The organism is Adhaeribacter aquaticus DSM 16391 (genome assembly GCF_000473365.1).
GTDB classification, from domain to species: Bacteria; Bacteroidota; Bacteroidia; order Cytophagales; family Hymenobacteraceae; genus Adhaeribacter; species Adhaeribacter aquaticus.
On record NZ_KI421517.1, the window covers coordinates 4176043 to 4194053 of the forward strand.

At 37.1% G+C, this 18011-nt stretch carries 14 protein-coding genes; 11 read left to right on the plus strand and 3 right to left on the minus strand.

Annotation, left to right across the window (positions count from 1 at the left end):
* Positions 1-149 precede the first annotated feature (149 nt).
* From ADHAQ_RS26545 to ADHAQ_RS0120770, 3 genes are all read left to right on the plus strand, one after another.
* Positions 150-1859 (plus strand): M28 family metallopeptidase, encoded by a 1710-nt coding sequence (locus ADHAQ_RS26545; protein ID WP_084523927.1) that lies wholly within the window; start codon positions 150-152, stop codon positions 1857-1859.
* A gap of 499 nt (positions 1860-2358) precedes the next feature.
* Entirely contained in the window at positions 2359-4908 is a 2550-nt protein-coding gene (locus ADHAQ_RS0120765; protein ID WP_026464571.1) for a PAS domain S-box protein, read from the plus strand.
* A 12-nt stretch (positions 4909-4920) separates the two neighbouring features.
* Positions 4921-5427, plus strand: coding sequence for a GAF domain-containing protein (locus ADHAQ_RS0120770; protein WP_034256973.1), 507 nt, complete (start codon positions 4921-4923; stop codon positions 5425-5427).
* Positions 5428-6064: 637 nt separating this feature from the next.
* On the opposite strand, the gene ADHAQ_RS0120775 is transcribed toward ADHAQ_RS0120770, so the two are convergent.
* Together ADHAQ_RS0120775 and ADHAQ_RS0120780 are read right to left on the minus strand one after the other, a co-directional pair.
* Positions 6065-7078 carry a cytochrome d ubiquinol oxidase subunit II gene (locus tag ADHAQ_RS0120775; RefSeq protein ID WP_026464573.1) on the minus strand — a complete coding sequence of 338 codons (1014 nt, stop codon included), beginning with the start codon at positions 7076-7078 and terminating at the stop codon, positions 6065-6067.
* Positions 7079-7082: 4 nt separating this feature from the next.
* A complete protein-coding gene (locus tag ADHAQ_RS0120780; RefSeq protein WP_026464574.1) occupies positions 7083-8417 on the minus strand; it encodes a cytochrome ubiquinol oxidase subunit I in 1335 nt (444 codons plus the stop codon).
* Between the two features lie 314 nt (positions 8418-8731).
* Here ADHAQ_RS0120780 and ADHAQ_RS28230 point away from each other — a divergent pair, with 314 nt between their 5' ends.
* The 8 genes from ADHAQ_RS28230 (at position 8732) to ADHAQ_RS0120835 (ending at position 17350) form a co-directional block, all read left to right on the plus strand.
* Positions 8732-9148 (plus strand): hypothetical protein, encoded by a 417-nt coding sequence (locus tag ADHAQ_RS28230; protein ID WP_157433478.1) that lies wholly within the window; start codon positions 8732-8734, stop codon positions 9146-9148.
* Between the two features lie 261 nt (positions 9149-9409).
* Positions 9410-10561, plus strand: a complete 1152-nt coding sequence (locus ADHAQ_RS0120795; RefSeq protein WP_026464577.1) for a PQQ-dependent sugar dehydrogenase — start codon at positions 9410-9412, stop codon at positions 10559-10561.
* Positions 10562-11125: 564 nt separating this feature from the next.
* Complete coding sequence (locus tag ADHAQ_RS26550; protein ID WP_071781139.1) at positions 11126-13522, plus strand: DUF7133 domain-containing protein; 2397 nt, start codon at positions 11126-11128, stop codon at positions 13520-13522.
* 215 nt (positions 13523-13737) lie between these two features.
* The gene (locus tag ADHAQ_RS28235) at positions 13738-13974 is read left to right on the plus strand and encodes a hypothetical protein (protein WP_157433479.1); all 237 of its coding nucleotides are present in this window, start codon (positions 13738-13740) and stop codon (positions 13972-13974) included.
* A gap of 683 nt (positions 13975-14657) precedes the next feature.
* Entirely contained in the window at positions 14658-14909 is a 252-nt protein-coding gene (locus tag ADHAQ_RS0120815) for a hypothetical protein (RefSeq protein WP_026464578.1), read from the plus strand.
* Positions 14910-15298: 389 nt separating this feature from the next.
* Positions 15299-16411 carry a fatty acid desaturase family protein gene (locus tag ADHAQ_RS0120820; RefSeq protein WP_026464579.1) on the plus strand — a complete coding sequence of 371 codons (1113 nt, stop codon included), beginning with the start codon at positions 15299-15301 and terminating at the stop codon, positions 16409-16411.
* Positions 16412-16884: 473 nt separating this feature from the next.
* Positions 16885-17094: a DUF2158 domain-containing protein gene (locus ADHAQ_RS0120830; protein WP_026464580.1), complete on the plus strand. Its 210-nt coding sequence runs from the start codon at positions 16885-16887 to the stop codon at positions 17092-17094.
* Positions 17095-17104: 10 nt separating this feature from the next.
* Positions 17105-17350: a winged helix-turn-helix domain-containing protein gene (locus ADHAQ_RS0120835; RefSeq protein WP_026464581.1), complete on the plus strand. Its 246-nt coding sequence runs from the start codon at positions 17105-17107 to the stop codon at positions 17348-17350.
* Between the two features lie 112 nt (positions 17351-17462).
* Here the strand turns inward: ADHAQ_RS0120835 and ADHAQ_RS28555 are convergent, their stop codons facing one another.
* On the minus strand, positions 17463-17924 hold the full coding sequence (locus ADHAQ_RS28555) for a zinc-binding dehydrogenase (RefSeq protein ID WP_211240602.1): 462 nt from the start codon (positions 17922-17924) through the stop codon (positions 17463-17465).
* Positions 17925-18011 lie beyond the last annotated feature (87 nt).

The following is an 18011-nucleotide window of genomic DNA, read 5'->3' on the forward strand; positions in this document are numbered from 1 at the left end:
AACCTATAGTTATAAGGACAACATATTTGCCCAAGTTTTGGTTTACGTCGCTTAATTGGTTTGACTTAAAAACAATTGTATTTTTAGTTTTTCAAGTAGAAAAGCCGTAGCTCCCGATTGCGGTATATTTTCAGATTTAATCTTTTTACATGCATTTATTTTTAAATTCTTCCAGATCAGTTTTAGGCTTTAAAAGTTTAAAGAAGATTACTTATAGTTTTACTATGGGTGCCCTGCTTTGGAGTACAGCAGCCCAAGCCCAATACCAGTCGTTATTAGATTCCCCCAATCTTAAAAATAGCTTAGAACAGGTTGACCCGGAAGCCATAAAGAGCAATATGGCTTTTTTATCAGATGACTTATTTGAAGGTAGAAAAATAGGGGAGCGGGGCTTTGATTTGGCTGCTAAATATATGGCGAGTCGTTTTCAGGAAATTGGGTTAACACCAGGCGTGAACAAAACTTCTTATTTCCAGGAAATACTTTTCCGGAAAGGCGAAGTAATGGAGCAAAATAGTTCGCTGGAAATCACGAATAAAGGACAAAATATTCCTTTAACGTATGGCACCGATTATTTTTTAATGCCCAATTTTGGCAAAACCCAGAGTCAGGCCAATGCTCAGGTTGTCTTTGTAGGCTACGGCGTTACAGCTCCAGAACTTAAGTACGATGATTACGACGGGGTTAATGTTAAAGGCAAAATAGTTATGTATTTAACCGGTGCGCCAGCCAGCTTCCCAAACGATGAACGAGCTTATTATGCTTCAGAAATGGCCAAGCACCAGGCCGCTGTTGCAAAAGGTGCGGTTGGGGTGCTTACTATAGTAGCCGCCAATGCCAATAATACACTTTGGGATGCTTATTTGCACCGCTACCGCTCAGGTTCCTATAAGTGGATGGGACCAGACGGAACTCCCGGAAATTATTTTCCGGCATTACAAACTTATGGCTATATTTTTCAGCCAAGTGCTGAAAAATTATTTGAAGGCAGCAAAATCACCATGGCTCAGGCCTTATCTAATTTAAAAGCCGGCAAAACAGCTTCTAAAACACTTACAGCCAAAGCTCAGATAAATGTATCCAGTAAACATTCCAGTATTGCCAGCCAAAATATTGTAGGCATCGTGCCCGGTAGCGATCCTGAACTTAAAAATGAGTATGTAGTTTATGCCTCCCACCTGGATCATTTAGGTATTACCACGCCTGTAAATGGCGATTCTATCAATAATGGTGCGCACGACAATGCTTCAGGTTCGGCTATACTGCTGGAAATGGCCAAGACCTATAAACGACTAGACCAGGCACCCAAGCGCTCTATAATTTTTCTTTCTTGTACCGGCGAAGAACTAGGTTTACTGGGCTCTGATTACTTTGCTTCTAATCCGGTAGTACCTGGCAATAGTATAGTAGCAAACCTGGCTTTAGATATGCCATTTTTCTTATATCCGTTAAAAGATATAATTCCCCATGGTATCCAACATTCCAGCCTCAAGAAACAAGTAGAAGCTACTACTCAGTTTTTTGGGTTACAGATTACTCCGGATCCGGCACCGGAAGAAGTCGTATTTACCCGTTCAGACCACTATAGCTTTATCAAAAAAGGTGTTCCAGCATTATTTATAAAAGGCGGCATTATTACCGATGATCCTAAAAAGGATGGAGCCAAAATTATTGCGGATTGGCGGAAAAACATTTACCACAAGATAGATGACGAAATGGATCAGCCTTTTGATTTTACCGGGGCAGCCATGCATGCTAAAGTTAACTTTCTGATTGGTTACTTAGTGGCGCAAGATCAGGAAAGACCAACCTGGAATAAAGGCGACTTTTTCGGAAATAAATTTAATAAACAAAAATAAATTTTAAGTCAAAAAGAGGTCATTGGTTTTAATTGAAAACTACTTGTTTTTAATTTTCATAAAAGGGGCAATTGCCCCTTTTTATTTTTAGAAGCATTTGCATTGAACTATTAATTTTATAGCTTTCTATATAATTTAAACAATTTTTATTTTGCATCAATAAAATATTTGTTAATATTAAATATTATTTATTGTATTATTCTAACTATAACACAATCATTATTACCACTTATATTTTACAGCAATATTTTCAACTTGTATGATTAACCACGGTTAAACCCTTATTAAGCCGTTTTAAAGAGATAGTATTAAATATAATGGTATTTTTAAATTGATTTTATTAGCATTTATCAAAATTTTAAAATTAAATTTTCTAATAATCATCACAAATGCAATTTACTTGATTAACTTTATCAAAATTTAAATATTCTTATTTATCACATTTAATTACAGGTTATACCTAAAGGATAATTCCTTTAAGAATCTGATTCGCTAAAGAATGGAGAGTGGGTTAATTATAAATGCTTGGGAGAAGCTGGAACAAGTATCCCCTGATTTATTTTGTTCCTTTGATCGGGAGGGCAATTTTATTTATGTCAGCAATACCAGCCAACAAATAATGGGTTATTTGCCAATCGAGTTAGTCGGTAAGCATTATTCGGAGTTTCTACATCCGGAATACTCTGAAATTTCTTATAATGCTGGGCAGGAAATCTTGCATAAAACCAAAGCTAATAATTTCGAAAACTGCTTTATTAATAAAAATGGTCAATTAGTTTACTTTCTGTGGTCTTCTGTTTGGTGCGAACAAAATCAAGCCTTTTTCTCAGTTGGCCGTGACATATCGGAGCTAAGAAGAAACCAGGAACAGTTAAAGGAAAGTGAAGAGCGCTATAAGGTTCTTTTTAAAAATAATCCGGATGTAATTTTTATAGAAAATCCGGCAGGCCTGGTAACGGAGGTAAATAATAGTTTTTATCAAACATTAGGATTTAATCCTGGCGAAATCATTAATCTCCCTGCATCTGCATTTTTGCCTTCCGATATGGTTTCTCTTTCGGAATTAGCGCTACGGGAGGCGCTCAAGGGTAACCCGGTCCGGATAGAAATGACCCTTTTTTCTAATAGTAGGGAGGCCAGGACTTTTGATGTTTCTAAATACCCGATTACTATAAATAACAAGGTAATTGGCGTACAAACAATTGCCAAAGATATAACGCACCTGGTGCAATCTTTTACAACTATCAAAAGCCAGGCTAATAAACTTAACACAATTTTTGAAAGCATTACGGATGCTTTTTATACTATTGACAGCACCGGGCGTTTAACTTACCTGAATAAAGAGGCCGAAAAACTTTTACATATAAATCGGGAAAAACATTTGGGGAAACACATTCTGAATATTTTTCCGGATGAAGCAGGAGGAGAATTTCACTTGCAGTACTTAAAAGCTTTCCGGTCCGGCCAATCAGTTCAATTCACCTCCTTCCTTCGTAAATTAAATTTATGGCTGCAGGTAAAAGTTTTTCCTTCTAAAGATGGCCTTTCGGTATATTTTGAAGATGTAACCGAGCAGGTAAAAATTAAAGAAGAACTGGAAAAGCTCTCCTTAGTAGCCAGTAAAACCACCAATGGCGTTGTCATTACCAATAAAGAAGATAGAGTAGAGTGGGTAAACGAAAGTTTTACCAAACTTACGGGCTATACATTAGATGAAATCAGAGGTAAAAAACCAGCTGATTTTCTCAGGGGTAGCAATACCAATCTAGACACAAAAACCCTAAATGAATTATTTGAATACTTGCTGATGGGCCAACCCGTAAGCTTTGAAATTCAAAATTTTAAGAAGAACGGCGAGGTCATTTGGTTTTCGGTTCAGGTAAGTCCAATCATTGACCATACCGGTGATATTACCAGGTTTGTGGCTATTCACACAGATATTTCGGAAAGGAAAAAAGAACAAGAGGAACTGGAAAAGTTATCTCTTGTGGCTAACAAAACCACCCATGGGGTAATCATAACCGATGCAACCGGTAAAATAGAATGGATAAACGAAGGGTATACCAAAATGACCGGTTATTCTCTGCTGGAAACCAGTGGCGCTTACCTATTTGATTTGTTAGACAGCCCGGAAACTACCAGTGAGGACTTAATAAAGTTAAAGGAGAATCTGGAAAAAAAGAATTCCTTTAACGCCACTTTGAAAACCTTAACTAAAAAAGGTGAAGGGCTATGGCTCTCAATGGACTTTAGCCCGGTATGGGATCAAACCGGTAACCTTCAAAAATATATTGCCTTACAAAAAAATATTACCTACCGAAAAGAAGCAGAAACAAACCTTTTAAAATTAAGCCAGGACCTTTATAAGCAAAACAGGGACCTGGAGCAATTTACCTATATAGTATCGCATAATTTACGCTTGCCAGTAGCAAATGCTCTGGGTATAGTGGAAATATTGACTTCCTTAAATAAGGATTCAACCCAATACGATATGTTTTTATCAAATTTAAAACAAAGTGTAATGAACCTGGACCTTGTTTTAAAAGATATGAATACTATTTTAAAACTAAGGGATAATAAAAATAGCCTGGCAAACGAAGAAGTGCCACTCAAATCAGTACTATCACAGGCACAAAATTCTTTAAGCGAATTACTTTACAGCTGTGGCGGCTCAATAATTACTAATTTTACCGAAGACCTTCTGCTTAAGGTAAATAAGGCTTTTTTATATAGCGTCTTCTTTAACCTATTATCCAATGCTATTAAATATAGATCAGATTATCGGGCCTTAACCATTAAAATAAATTGCCATAGCCATACAGATAAAGGTGTTTTACTATCTTTTTCAGATAATGGCTCCGGATTTGAATTAGAAAAAGCCAAACCAAATCTTTTTAAATTGTATAAAAGATTTCATTCCGAAAAAAAGGGTAGGGGAATAGGTTTGTTTTTAACTAAAGCGCACATAGAGGCCATGGGAGGCCATATAGAAGTAACAAGTAAAGTAAACTTCGGAACCAGCTTCTTAATTTTTTTACCTAAAGTCTGAACCATAAACCTAATGAATGGAGAAAATTTTACTACCAGTGAGAATACTAGATTAGCCAAACTTTTAAATTATAACATTGAAAACACTTATGAAAAATCTGGCACCTTCCAACATGTTGCCAGTTTAGCTGCTCATATATACAATGTGCCAATGGCTTTAGTAAATTTTGTGTTACATGAAACAGTTTTAACGGAGTCAGGCATAGGTATAGATGCTGGAACGCATACAGATAGAGAATTTAGCTTGTGTTCCAAAGCTATTCTTAAAGAAGAGGTTACCGTTTTTAAGGATATAAAACAAGAGCCGTGTTTGAAAGATAATCCAATAGTTAATGGTGTATATAAACTCCAATTTTATGCCGCAGCACCTATAAAAACACCAGACGGACATAGAATTGGAGTAGTAGCCATAGCAGATAAAAAGCCAAGGGAGTTTTCTGTAGCGGACGAGCAATTACTTAAAGGTTTGGCAGAAGTAGTGATACAGGAATTAGAAGAAAAGCTAATTTTAAATAGTTAAGAACTAAGTAATTTTAATTTATATTAATACTGAATAGATAATTTTTAAAATTTCTAAGGCTAATTATTTTTATTAATTATAGGTAAAGTATCTTCTATTTAACATAAGCACCAGCCTATTTAACATAAAGTAAGTTATAGGAGAAAAAAATATCCTTAAAAAAGGAGTAAAGGAGGTAAAAACGAGGTTAAATTAAATTCGATTTTTAATAAATTGTATATTAATTACAGGTATTTTAAAGCAGCTTAAAAAAGTAGATCAATTAAAAATTTAAAATCAATTTCAATATTATTAGACAATCGAAAATCAGCAGACAATCGAAATAAGAAATCAGATTATTTTGATTAAATAAAAGGTTGTAAAAAGTATGTGAGTTTAAAATATCAAATCGATTTAGGAACTCTTATTAAATACCACCAAAATCTATCAAGTGCTCTTTTTAAAAATACTTGCCGATTTTAAAAGTAAACACACCTTTGGCAACGGTTTCTTTTGGTTTCTTTTTGTTCAACTACTTTATATAGCCTATTTTTACCCCCCTCTGCAATACAATATTTAAGTCTTATAATATATATTATGTTAAGTAGTATTTGAAAGTCTCTTATTTTGAAAATAATTCTTTCAACATTACTTCCTTTTAATGCTCGTTAATCTGATGCTTCTGAAAGGAATAAATTAAATAAATAAGTGCTGGTAAAATAAAAATACTTCCGATAACTAATGCCCAACCCAAAGCATTAATGGTGCTGGCAGTTGCCTGAGAACTCCAGAGTGAAATATTGGTGCCGTTTTTAATAATTATAAAATCAGGGAAATTTGAAAAGCTGATTGCTAATAAGATCATGGAAACCTGAAAACCCGCCAAAAACCGTAAAATTTTGGATTTGCCTTTTCTGAGCAAATACCATAACAACCCTAATGATACGGTTGCAGCCATTAAAGCAATAAAGCTGACAGCATTCCCAAATAACCAGTTTAACAGTGGAATTTCTTGCTTATAAGCCGCTAAAAAGACCAGGGCTCCACAAATAACAGCTGCGATATTAAAATGGCGGGCTTTTCTAATAAACCGTTGTTTATCGTAAACATCGGTTGCTTCACCGATAAGAAAAACAGCGGCCAGAAAACCACATAAGGTAACAGTAAAAAGCCCAACCGCTACTGAAAACCAGTGAAGCCAGCTCCACACATAGGCCTCCATAAACTTATCGGCTTCCGGATTTATATTACCAGATATGGCACTACCGGCAATGATTCCTAGGAACAAGGGTGTTATAATACTGGAGTATTCAAAAATGCTGTTATACAAAACCTGCATGTTATCTTTAACCGCATCGTAATGCCGGAACACAAATGCGGTACCCCGGGCAATGATGCCAACCAACATAATCATAAGCGGAATATGCAGGTAGATTGACATAACCGTATAAATTTTTGGAAAGCCAACAAACAAAATCACGATAGCAATAATCAGCCACATATGGTTCGCTTCCCAGATGGGACCAATAGCATGATACATAGTAGTTCTGATTCGGGAGCGGTTTTTACGGGAAGTAAATAATTCCACTATTCCGGCACCAAAATCAGCCCCTCCTAATAAAAAATACAAGAGCAGGCCCAGGCATAAATAAGTGGTAACAATAAATAACATGCCCTTAAATAGTTTTATTTGTTATGTTTTCAGGTTTATCGTAAAGCTGTGGTACCATTTTTATCTGACGGTATAAAAGATAAATAACCACCACACTTAAGGATAAGTAAATTGCTGCAAAAAATCCAAATGATATGGCAATACCAGGCATGGGTGTAACGGCATCGGCGGTGCTCATAATACCATATATGATCCAGGGCTGCCGGCCAACTTCCGTTACCGTCCACCCAGCTTCTATGGCTATAAAACCTAAGGGAGTAGCTAATACAAATAAAGTTAAAAGCCACCTACTGAACAGCATTTCTCTTTTTTTCCATAAAACCAGGAAATATATTACAGAAATAAGCATCATAAAGGTGCCCAAACCTACCATAATTTGAAAAGCAAAATGTGTTATCAGTACTGGTGGATGGTTTTGTACCGGAATATCATTTAAACCTTTTACTTCGTCTTTAAAATTACCGTGCACTAAAAAACTTAACAGGCCCGGAATTTTAATGGCGTAATCTACTTTTCTATTTTTTTCGTCGGGCAACCCTCCTATTACCAAAGATGCGGCCTCTTCTGTTTCAAAGTGGGCTTCCATGGCCGCCAGTTTGGCCGGTTGCCGTCGGGCTACATCTTTCGCAGAAATATCGCCACTTAATGGTTGAACCAAAGCAGCTAAGGTGCCAAAAATAGCCGCTATGGTAAAAGCTTTCTGATGAAAAACAATGTTCCTGCGTCTTAAAATCATAAGAGCGTGCACGCCTGCCACGGCAAAACCGGTAGCCGCAAATGCCGCTATTGTCATATGTAATGCCTGCGTAAACCAAGCATCATTAAACATAGCTTTTACCGGATCTATATCCAAATACTGCCCGTTCCGGAAAGTAAACCCTGACGGACTATTCATCCAGGAATTAGCTGCAACTACCAAAATACCCGAAGCCAGACCACTTATTCCTACTACTACGCCGGTAAACCAGTGAAACCACCGGTTAAAAATATCCCAACCATATAAAAAGAAGCCCAAAGCAATGGCCTCAATAAAAAATGCTGTTCCTTCCAGGGAAAATGGCATTCCAAAAATAGGTCCGGCATGTTCCATAAATCTTGGCCATAACAAACCTAATTCAAACGATAACATAGTACCGGATACGGCACCTGTGGCAAAAAAAATAGCCACTCCCTTACTCCAGGCTTTAGTTAAATTTTTATAAATTCCATTATTTGTTTTAAGCCAGGCATAGTGCGATACAGCCATAAAGAAAGGCATTACCATACCAATGCAGGCATAAATAATATGAAAGCCTAAAGAAAGAGCCATCTGGGAACGGGCGGCAAGTAAATCGTTCATAGATTCTTAAAAATTGTGGACCCTGCAAGTATAAAGAACAAAAGATAAGAAACACAATTTTTTCTGGTGGTATAATTATCCCTGATTTAGGAGCATTTTTAGTTGGTAATAAAACCTTCTTCCTAACTCCTGCTCCTGTTATGATAATATTACTTTTAATGGTTTTTTATTTAAATATAAAATTTTTATTTACCTCTCTCCCACCAGTAACCCTTTAATAATCTTTAAAATCATCCTTAAAACTAATTAAGTTTTCGAAAAAATTACCTACAACTGGTACTTGCCGTTTAAAGGGGGAAATCACTGATTTACTGATGAGAAATAAATGGTATGCACAAATTCTGACGGTTAGTATTTTCCTGTTATTAATAGGAAATACAGCTTGCAAAACACCTTCAGCAACATCTGGTACAGCTGATCCAGGAACAGCAGCTAATAGAAATTTGCCGCCCGACCGGGTTGATATCAGGGGTAGTATTATCATGAGGCAGTATAACCAAGGTCAAGTGGTTATTGAAGTAGAGAGTTTTGCTCCGCAGAACACCCGCTATAACCGGGCCTTTGTACTTGTTTTGCCTACCACTCAAATTATAGGTACAGATGGCAGGTCGATCAGTTTAAGTGAATTACATCAAGGACAACAGGTGGCGGTATTGTTAAGAGGCGGAGGAAAAGGTCATTTTGTAGGCATGGGAACTGCCCGAAAAATGTGGTTAGAAAATATTTTTTAATTGTCCGGACAGATAAAGCAATTTTAAATTTTGGTTAATCTTACCTTATTATAAATCTTTAATCAATTTTAGTAAAATCTCACCTTTATAAGAGGTGCTATTTTTTAGCTTTATTTAACAAAGCTTCGAATAAAATCAAATTTCTTAAACCTGATCGATTAATTAAGTATAATTTTCTAATTTACATAATAAGAATATTGGTAAAATTCTACCTTAAGCTATAATTTTACCATACCTTTGTTCTAGATAATTTAAAGCAAAATGAAGAAATCTTTGTTATTAATCCCTGCTTTAGCTTTAGCCGGTTTCACGTTTATGAAAGGGCAACCAGCTAAAGTTACTGATTCTATAGTAGAAAAACGTATTGTGGCAGATTCTACTCATGTAACAGTAGAAAAATTATATGAAGGATTGAAAAATCCCTGGGGTATGGTTTGGTTACCAGATGGTCGGATGCTGGTTACCGAAAGATCAGGTGATATTCTGATTTTTAAGAATAATAAAAATACCGGGCTAAAAATAACCGGAGTTCCTAAGGTATTTGCCGAAGGACAAGGTGGTTTGCTGGATATAAAACTACACCCGGATTATGCTAAGAATAAATGGATTTATATTTCTTATTCTAAACCGGTTGAAGGTGGTGCCACTACGGCTATTGCCCGTTTTAAATTAAATGGCAACCAGGTAGTAGAGTTTAAAGATTTGTTCCAGGCAAAGCCATTCCTGAAAGCTAACTTCCACTTTGGTAGCCGGATTATTTTTGATAAAGACAATTATTTATTCTTTAGCTCTGGTGAAAGAGGAACCCAGCCTAAAGTTTGGGAACTGGATAACGATCATGGTAAAATTCACCGCTTGCACGATGATGGCCGGGTGCCGCAGGACAATCCATATATAGGACAAACCGGTGCTAATCCTACTATCTGGTCTATTGGTCACCGTAATCCGCAAGGTTTGGTGTATGATGCAGCCAATAATCTGATCTGGGGTATTGAGCACGGACCAAAAGGTGGCGACGAGTTAAACCTGATTCAGAAGGGTAAAAACTATGGTTGGCCTAAAACTTCTTACGGTACCAACTACGATGGCTCTATTTTAACTGAGAATAAAACTATGAACGGGGTAGAAAACCCAGTTCGTTTTTGGGTGCCGTCTATTGCCCCTTGTGGAGCAGCCATTGTGACCAGCAACAAATACCCTGACTGGAAAGGCAACATATTAATAGGCGCTTTATCTTTCCGTTACATTGCCCGCGTAAAAATGGATGGCAATAAAGCGGTAGGCGAAACAAAATTAGCGCAGGACATAGGACGCGTAAGAAACGTAGCCCAAGGACCAGATGGCTATATTTATGCCGTTACGGAAGGTCCGGGTTTATTAGTAAGATTAATGCCTAAAAAACAAGGAGCTTAACATACTCCCTTTACTTCATTGAGAAAGACACCTGAAAATTCAGGTGTCTTTTTATTTCTGCCTATTTTTAATGAATATTTATGCTGGTACAAACCTGGCTTAGTAATGGTAGCCTTACATATTATAAAAAATGCCTGCACTTCATTTTTGAGCAACCTCATTCCTAACTACCTAATTATTCAGTCTTTATTTTTCATTTTTATCTTCTATCTATACTGAAGGTGTCCGGATGTTTTCGAAGCTCCCCTAACTATCCTTATTTGTGCCCATCATAGCTGGAAGAATAAAATATTTGAGTTTAGGCTTCGAAATGTTCCTGCTTTTTGTAATATTTACATAAAGCAATTTATTCCATAAAAATCCATTTAAAGTTTAACCTAGGCTTAGTAATGATATTTAGTTTTCGCTGGGTTATTGATTCGAATCCAATTATAGGTAAGATCCAGTTTATTTTAGATCAACTAAATAGCAGAATTAGTAACTAACCTGTTTCTTGGATATATTGCTTTACATTTTAGGATTATCCTGAAATATTAATTCACCACCACTTGAATTAAATTACTTATGACCATTAAAAAGCAATTGCTTTGCTCCCTGGCCTTGTCCGGGTTGCTGTTTTATTGCTCCCCTCCGCAAACCTCTACGCCGGAAGCAACCATTAAATTACCAGCTTTTAACCCTTCGCCTAGCCCCGCTTTTTTATCGCCGGAAGAAAGTTTGAAATCTTTATACGTGCCAGAAGGCTATAAACTGGAGCTAGTGGCCAGTGAGCCAATGATAAAAGAACCGGTTGCCATTACCTGGGACGGCAATGGTCGCATGTACGTAGCCGAAATGATTACTTACATGCAAGATGCGGATGCCTCCGGCGAGCGGGAACCCCGCAGCCGTATTTCGTTACTGGAAGACACCAATAACGATGGCAAAATGGATAAAAGCACTGTATTTATAAACAACCTGCTTTTACCCCGGATGATGCAATGTGTAAACAATGAGCTGCTGGTAAATGAAACCAATACTATTAGCATGCATGCTTATAAGGATACGGATGGCGATGGCAAGGCCGATAGTAAAAGATTGGTTTACGAGAACGCCAAATACAATGTAAACGATGCCAACATGGAGCACCAGCGCAGCGGCCTGGACTGGAACCTGGACAACTGGATGTATATTACTTACGATCCGGTGCGCTTCCGGTACACCAATGGCACCATGCAGGTAGATACCTTAGCCAGTGGTTCGGGCGGACAATGGGGTGTAACCCACGACGATTACGGTCGCTTATTTTATTCCCGCGCGGGTGGCGAAATTCCAGCTACTGGTTTTCAGATTAATCCGAAGTATGGTACCCTGGAGTTTCCGGATCAGTACAATGCCGAGTTTCAGGTTGTGTACCCAATTATTGCTACCCCCGATGTGCAAGGCGGCAAGTACCGCTTAAGCCCTAAAAATACCCTGAACCATTTTACAGCGGCAGCCGGTCAGTCCATTTACCGCGGCGACCGTTTACCAGACGATTTATACGGTGATTATTTAGTACCAGAGCCGGTGGCGCGGATTATCCGCCGGGCTAAAGTGGTAAATGAAAACGGTAAAACTGTTTTAAAAAACGTTTATAATCAACAGGAATTTATCTCTTCTTCCGATATGAATTTCCGGCCTGTAAATACCGCCACCGGACCTGACGGCAATTTATATATAGTAGATATGCACCGCGGCATTATTCAGCAGGCAAACTGGACCAATAAAGGCTCTTTCTTAAGGAATAAAATTGATAGCTTAGGTTTAGCAAAAAATGTGGGACATGGCCGAATTTATCGGTTAGTGCATGAGAAATATGCCCGGACCAAACCTGCCAAACCACACATGCTGAATCAAACCAGTGCGCAACTGGTGCAATACTTAGATCACAAGAATGGCTGGTGGCGCGATAATGCACAAAAAGAAATTATAATACGTCAGGATAAATCGGTAGTACCTATTTTAAAACAAATTGCAACTGGGCAGGCAACTCCAAGCATTAAAAAGCCGAGCCACTTAGGACAAATCCATGCCCTCTGGACTTTAGAAGGTTTAGATGCCATAGATCAGGAAATTATTGCCTTAGCTTTAAAAGATATTAATCCGCAAGTTAGGAAAACGGCTGTTTGGCTTAGCGAGCCTTACCTGAAAAAGAATGATGCAGCTATGCTAGCTAAGCTGGATGCTTTAAAAAATGATGCCAATCATGAAGTGAAAACCCAGTTAATTTTATCCTTGTTCTACAGCAAATCAGAACAGGCGAAAGAGTTAACCAATTATTTATTGGCTCAAAATACTGATAATGAAATGCTGGCCGCCGCTCATAAAGCAGTAAAAACAAATGAAGATGTGCGCACTTATGGCAAGCGTTTAGGCAATTTAGTAGCCGCTGATCGTACCCTTATTTTAAATGGAGCCGCTACTTTTAAATCATTGTGTGCTTCTTGTCACGGACCAGATGGAAAGGGTTTATCAGTAAGTGGCAGCAGCATGGCCGCCCCCCCATTAGTTAAATCCAAACGATTAGATTTTGTTGAAAAGAATGCCATTGTCCGGATTGTGCTACACGGTCTTACTGGCCCGGTAGATGGCAAAACCTATTCCAGTGTTATGCCCTCGATGGCGGCTAACAATGATGAATGGATTGCCGGAGTGGTAAGTTACATCCGCTATGAATTTGGAGGCCAACCACCCCGCAGTTTTTTCCCGGCAGTACAGCCAGGTACGGCCCCGCCATCGGCTAATAAAAACCAAGGCTTTACAGTACGCCCTACATTTTCGCCGGTAGTAACCGCCGAAGAAGTTAAAAGAATCCGGGCGATGCACGCGAACCGCAGCCAATCCTGGACCTTAGCCGAACTTCAAGCTTTAAGTCAGGAAGAATTACCAGGCATTGAGAAAGCCGCACAAGCACAGGCACAGGCTCAAACCAGGCAGTAACTGTTGGTATAAGAAAGTAGGTTAAAAAATTATTTTGATAGCTTACATACAAAATCCCGGCCCATTATCCAGGATAACGGCCGGGGTTTTGTATGTAAGCTACTAACCGTATAAAGCGGTAGAAGATTTAGCTAAAAGCAAAACAATTTGTTGTTATTAATATAAGTGGCTTTTTTCATATAGCTTTAACTTTTATTAAATAAACACATTTAAAAATGAATTTTGAATTTGCCATAGGGGGATATGATGCGACAAATTATTTAGTAAAGTACACGCAGGGTATTTTAAAGTGCTATACTTCAGATTATCCTTCCCCTCCTTTTCCAGATGATTTTCTGGTGGTAAAGGGTTTGAATGAAAATGCTTTTGTAAAGGTATCAGCTTTTTACACCATTGCAACTGGGAAAAAGTGTATTCAAATGATACCTGCGACGGCATTCAATGGGAGTTAAAAATAGAACATTCAGGCAAAGCCCGTAAATTTTATGGATCAAATTCTTATCCTGAAGATTTCAATACCTGGATTCATTTATTAAACGAGTTAATAATTACTACCGGGATTGAAATTCCAGCTTATGAATAATTGGCAGTTTTAAGTTAACTAAATAGAAATAAACCATATATACTGAATCCTTAAGACATATAGCTTTTTTGGCTGGTGTATTCAACAAGCTTCCGACAACACCTGCAGTGCATTTTCACCAATAAGTAATTATTTTAAGACTTGTACTACTTGGATATTATCTAATCATATGCAAAAGAACCTCGTCCTATCAACATTTCCAGGTTCTCCCTGCTCATCATACAGCACAACTACAACCGGCTTATAAATAGATTAGTGTAGCTTAAGTAATTGGAAAAAAGTTTTAGGCTAATTCCTTCTATGGGAAGAAAGTTTATTGTTTAAGTTTCTTGTTCCTAACAAATCCCCTTATAAATAAAATTCGATCAATATATTTCATTACCTTAGCATACTTTCCTTTCAACAAGCTGGCAAGAAGAATAGCTTCTGCGCTGCTGGTTTGATTTTAAGCTGACTGCCCTGAATTTTTGATATTCAGGTTGTGCAATTCATCCTACATGCTATATGTGCAGGTTGGCTTGATTTTATCTAAAATAACTAAATACCAGCATTATGAAATTACCAGAAAATTACGAATCCCTGACTTGTGTTTTGCTTTCTCATATAGAAAAAGAGCCAGCACCTCATACAAATGTAATGCTGCGAGATAAACTAACTGATAAAATAAAAAGCGAAGAAATAGGCGATCTGATTGCTTATGCGCTAAAACAAAATTTTATTTATGTTAACTTTTCAGAAGGAATTTTAGCTTATGAGTTAACCAGCAGAGCACACCTGTATCTTAGAAAAAATAGCGGCAACTAATAAAATTTTAAAACAACCCTATCTTTCTGTCATTCTAATAAACCTTAACCCGGATGGCCTCGTACCTAGAAGGTCTGTTTAAATCTTTTCTTTAGAATAAAGGATATCCATTATTCTAAAGAAAAGATTTTTCTTAAAAAACCCGGATTGAATTATAAGTGTCCGCAGTTGGTTATATTATAGTAATTAAATAAGTTTACCTAAACTAGAATTAAATTAAGGTGACTTGCTGAAATTACACAAATCAATCAATAAGGCAGTTATAGTTTAACTACTTATATTAAGATGTATTTTTAGCCTAAGGTTTACTTAAAACCGGGCATGCCACTACTCTCACCCATTAGTTGCAGTAATATTGTTCTTACTATATATTACTAATTAATGTATTTATGTCCTCAAAATTAAAATTTACTAATTCTAATAAATCAGAATTTTTTGCCACCGCCCGTTTAAGGGTTGAAAAACATTTCCAAGATAATAACATCCCCAAACATGCTAATAAAGCCATGTGGGGTAAAATAGCTTTTTACCTGACGGGTTTTACCACTTTGTACCTCCTGGTCATGTCAAACCATTTTAGTTTAAGCACCATGTTTATCATGGCGTTGCTTATAGGGGTATTTAGCGCTTTTATTGGTTTTAACGTCTGCCATGATGCCATACATGGATCCCTCTCACCAAATTCAAGGGTTAATAAAATATTTAGTTTTATTTTTAATTTAATTGGAGCTAGCCCTTATGTGTGGAACATATCGCATAATGTGGTGCACCATACCTATACAAATATTCCGGGACACGATGAAGACATAGAAGTGGCTCCGGGTTTAATCCGCCTTACAGAAGATGAAAAAGTAAATAAATTACACCGGTTCCAGCACCTTTATGCTTTTGGTTTGTATAGTCTGGCTTCCCTTTCCTGGGTTTTAAGAAAAGATTTTGTGAAATTTTTTCAGAAAAAAATTGGGCAGCACCCTACTCCCAAGCATCCTAAGCGGGAATATTTTAACTTATTTTTTTACAAAGCTATTTATTACTTTTTATTTATTGCCTTGCCCCTCCTGGTGTTAGATATAACCTGGTGGCAATTTTTAATTGGCTTTATTGGCCTGCATTTAGCCGAAGGGTTAGTTATGGGATTAGTTTTCCAATTAGCTCACGTGGTAGAAGGCACCGACTTTCCTATGCCTAATACATCAGGTAACATGGAAGAAGCCTGGGCAGACCATCAAATGCGAACAACTGCGAACTTTGCTTCTGATAGCAAGATAGCCGGTTTTCTTTTAGGAGGCCTCAACCGCCAGATAGAACATCATCTTTTCCCCAAAGTTTGCCATATTCATTATCCGGCAATTTCTCATATTGTAAAACAAACGGCACAAGAATTTGATTTGCCTTACATTGAGAGCCCTACTTTTACTGCTGCTTTAAAATCGCATTACCGAATGTTAAAAAAATTCGGTCAGGTAGCTTATAAGCAACAAAAATTACAGGTGGCCAATTAAACTACTAACGCTCTCATTCGAGCGGCCCTTGAAAATCTTACTTCCTGAAAATAAAAGTTTTTTGCCGGTAGCTTCTTCCTATTTTTAAGCTATTCTGAATCTACTTTAAAATAAATCTAATAAACCTGTTTATTAATAAATATAAAACGTACTATATAAAAACGCTAATTATGGGCATATTAAATTTATTTTCTTTACTGATTTTAGCCGGGATGGCATTAAATCTTTTTTCCTTTAAAAAAGCGATTCATGCGTTGTTAACGCCTAAACCACTTTTTCAACTGGCACTAGTAAAAAATAATAATATTTAATTTTAGCGGAATTGGTTGTCCTGAAATGTTAGCAGTAATTCAGGCATAGCATTATTGCCACGGTGCCTGATAATCGATTCCCTTTTTTTAAATGACTGCCTAATATTATATACCTGGTGAGGAAAGCCTACTTAAGCTTTCCTCAACCAATTTAGTTAAGTCATGATTAATACATTTAAAATCGGAGACATGGTTACTACCAAAACCGGAACCCAAACAATGACAGTTGATTTTTTAACCAAAAATGGTGAATACAACTGTAAATGGCACGAAGAAGGCGTATTAAGGGAAGGAGAATTTAAACCTGATGTGCTGGAGCTAAAAATAAATAAATACCGCAATAGCCAAGGAAAAGATTTTAATCAACATTAAACCATCTTATATGAATGTTTCTACCCTGGAGGATGTAAAAAAAGAAATTTTAGAATTTTGTAAGGAGCCTCAGAGCAAATCTGATATTTTAGGACATATACAAGTAGAAATCAACCAGAATAATTACCATAAATTTGTTGTTTCTTTATTAGATCAACGGTTTATTTCAAATGGTTTATTTCGCAGACGCAGCTCCATTAAACAACAATTTGTGATTACTCAAAAAGGTTTAAACTATTTAAAAGCCATCTCTTAAAGTTTCAATTAAATAAAACTTAAGAAGTAGTAAAAGCAAAATTTTAAATAATCTTTATAGACTTCTAAACCAGTAAATGGTGCAGGCACCCAAAGATGCCTGCAGTTATTCCTTAAGGTATAATAATAATTTTACCGGTAGTATGGTGGGTCTCTATTTGTGCCAAAGCTTGGGCCGCGTTGTCCAAACTAAATTGATGGCCTATTGGAACCTGTAATTTACCTGAATCCGCTAACTGGGCTAATTCTTCTAATTGCCTGGAATTAGGCTCCACATAAACATACTTAAAGTTGATACCGGGATCCAAATCGTTTCCTTGATTAAGGATAGATACCAACGTACCTTCCGGTTTTAAAGCGGTTAGACTTTTAGTTAAACTTTCGCCGCTGGCACAATCAAAAATTAGATCCACGCCATCTGGTAAATTTTTTTTAGTTTCATCACCAATAGCCTCTTTGTAATCAATGGTGTAATCGGCGCCCAAATCTTTCATAAAAGCATGGTTTTTCTGACTAGCTACCCCAATTACCACCGCCCCTTTATTTTTAGCTAATTGTATTCCTAAGCTACCCACACCGCCCGAGGCACCTATAATTAAAACTAATTGACCGGCTAGTAGATTACCGGCATCAAATAAGGATTGGAAAGCCGTTAACCCAAC

Coding starts and splice junctions, on each gene's coding strand:
- ADHAQ_RS26545 (WP_084523927.1), top strand. CDS start 150: ATGCATTTATTTTTAAATTCTTCCAGATCAGTTTTAGGCTTTAAAAGT.
- ADHAQ_RS0120765 (WP_026464571.1), top strand. CDS start 2,359: ATGGAGAGTGGGTTAATTATAAATGCTTGGGAGAAGCTGGAACAAGTA.
- ADHAQ_RS0120770 (WP_034256973.1), top strand. CDS start 4,921: ATGAATGGAGAAAATTTTACTACCAGTGAGAATACTAGATTAGCCAAA.
- ADHAQ_RS0120775 (WP_026464573.1), bottom strand. CDS start 7,078: ATGTTATTTATTGTTACCACTTATTTATGCCTGGGCCTGCTCTTGTAT.
- ADHAQ_RS0120780 (WP_026464574.1), bottom strand. CDS start 8,417: ATGAACGATTTACTTGCCGCCCGTTCCCAGATGGCTCTTTCTTTAGGC.
- ADHAQ_RS28230 (WP_157433478.1), top strand. CDS start 8,732: ATGAGAAATAAATGGTATGCACAAATTCTGACGGTTAGTATTTTCCTG.
- ADHAQ_RS0120795 (WP_026464577.1), top strand. CDS start 9,410: ATGAAGAAATCTTTGTTATTAATCCCTGCTTTAGCTTTAGCCGGTTTC.
- ADHAQ_RS26550 (WP_071781139.1), top strand. CDS start 11,126: ATGACCATTAAAAAGCAATTGCTTTGCTCCCTGGCCTTGTCCGGGTTG.
- ADHAQ_RS28235 (WP_157433479.1), top strand. CDS start 13,738: ATGAATTTTGAATTTGCCATAGGGGGATATGATGCGACAAATTATTTA.
- ADHAQ_RS0120815 (WP_026464578.1), top strand. CDS start 14,658: ATGAAATTACCAGAAAATTACGAATCCCTGACTTGTGTTTTGCTTTCT.
- ADHAQ_RS0120820 (WP_026464579.1), top strand. CDS start 15,299: ATGTCCTCAAAATTAAAATTTACTAATTCTAATAAATCAGAATTTTTT.
- ADHAQ_RS0120830 (WP_026464580.1), top strand. CDS start 16,885: ATGATTAATACATTTAAAATCGGAGACATGGTTACTACCAAAACCGGA.
- ADHAQ_RS0120835 (WP_026464581.1), top strand. CDS start 17,105: ATGAATGTTTCTACCCTGGAGGATGTAAAAAAAGAAATTTTAGAATTT.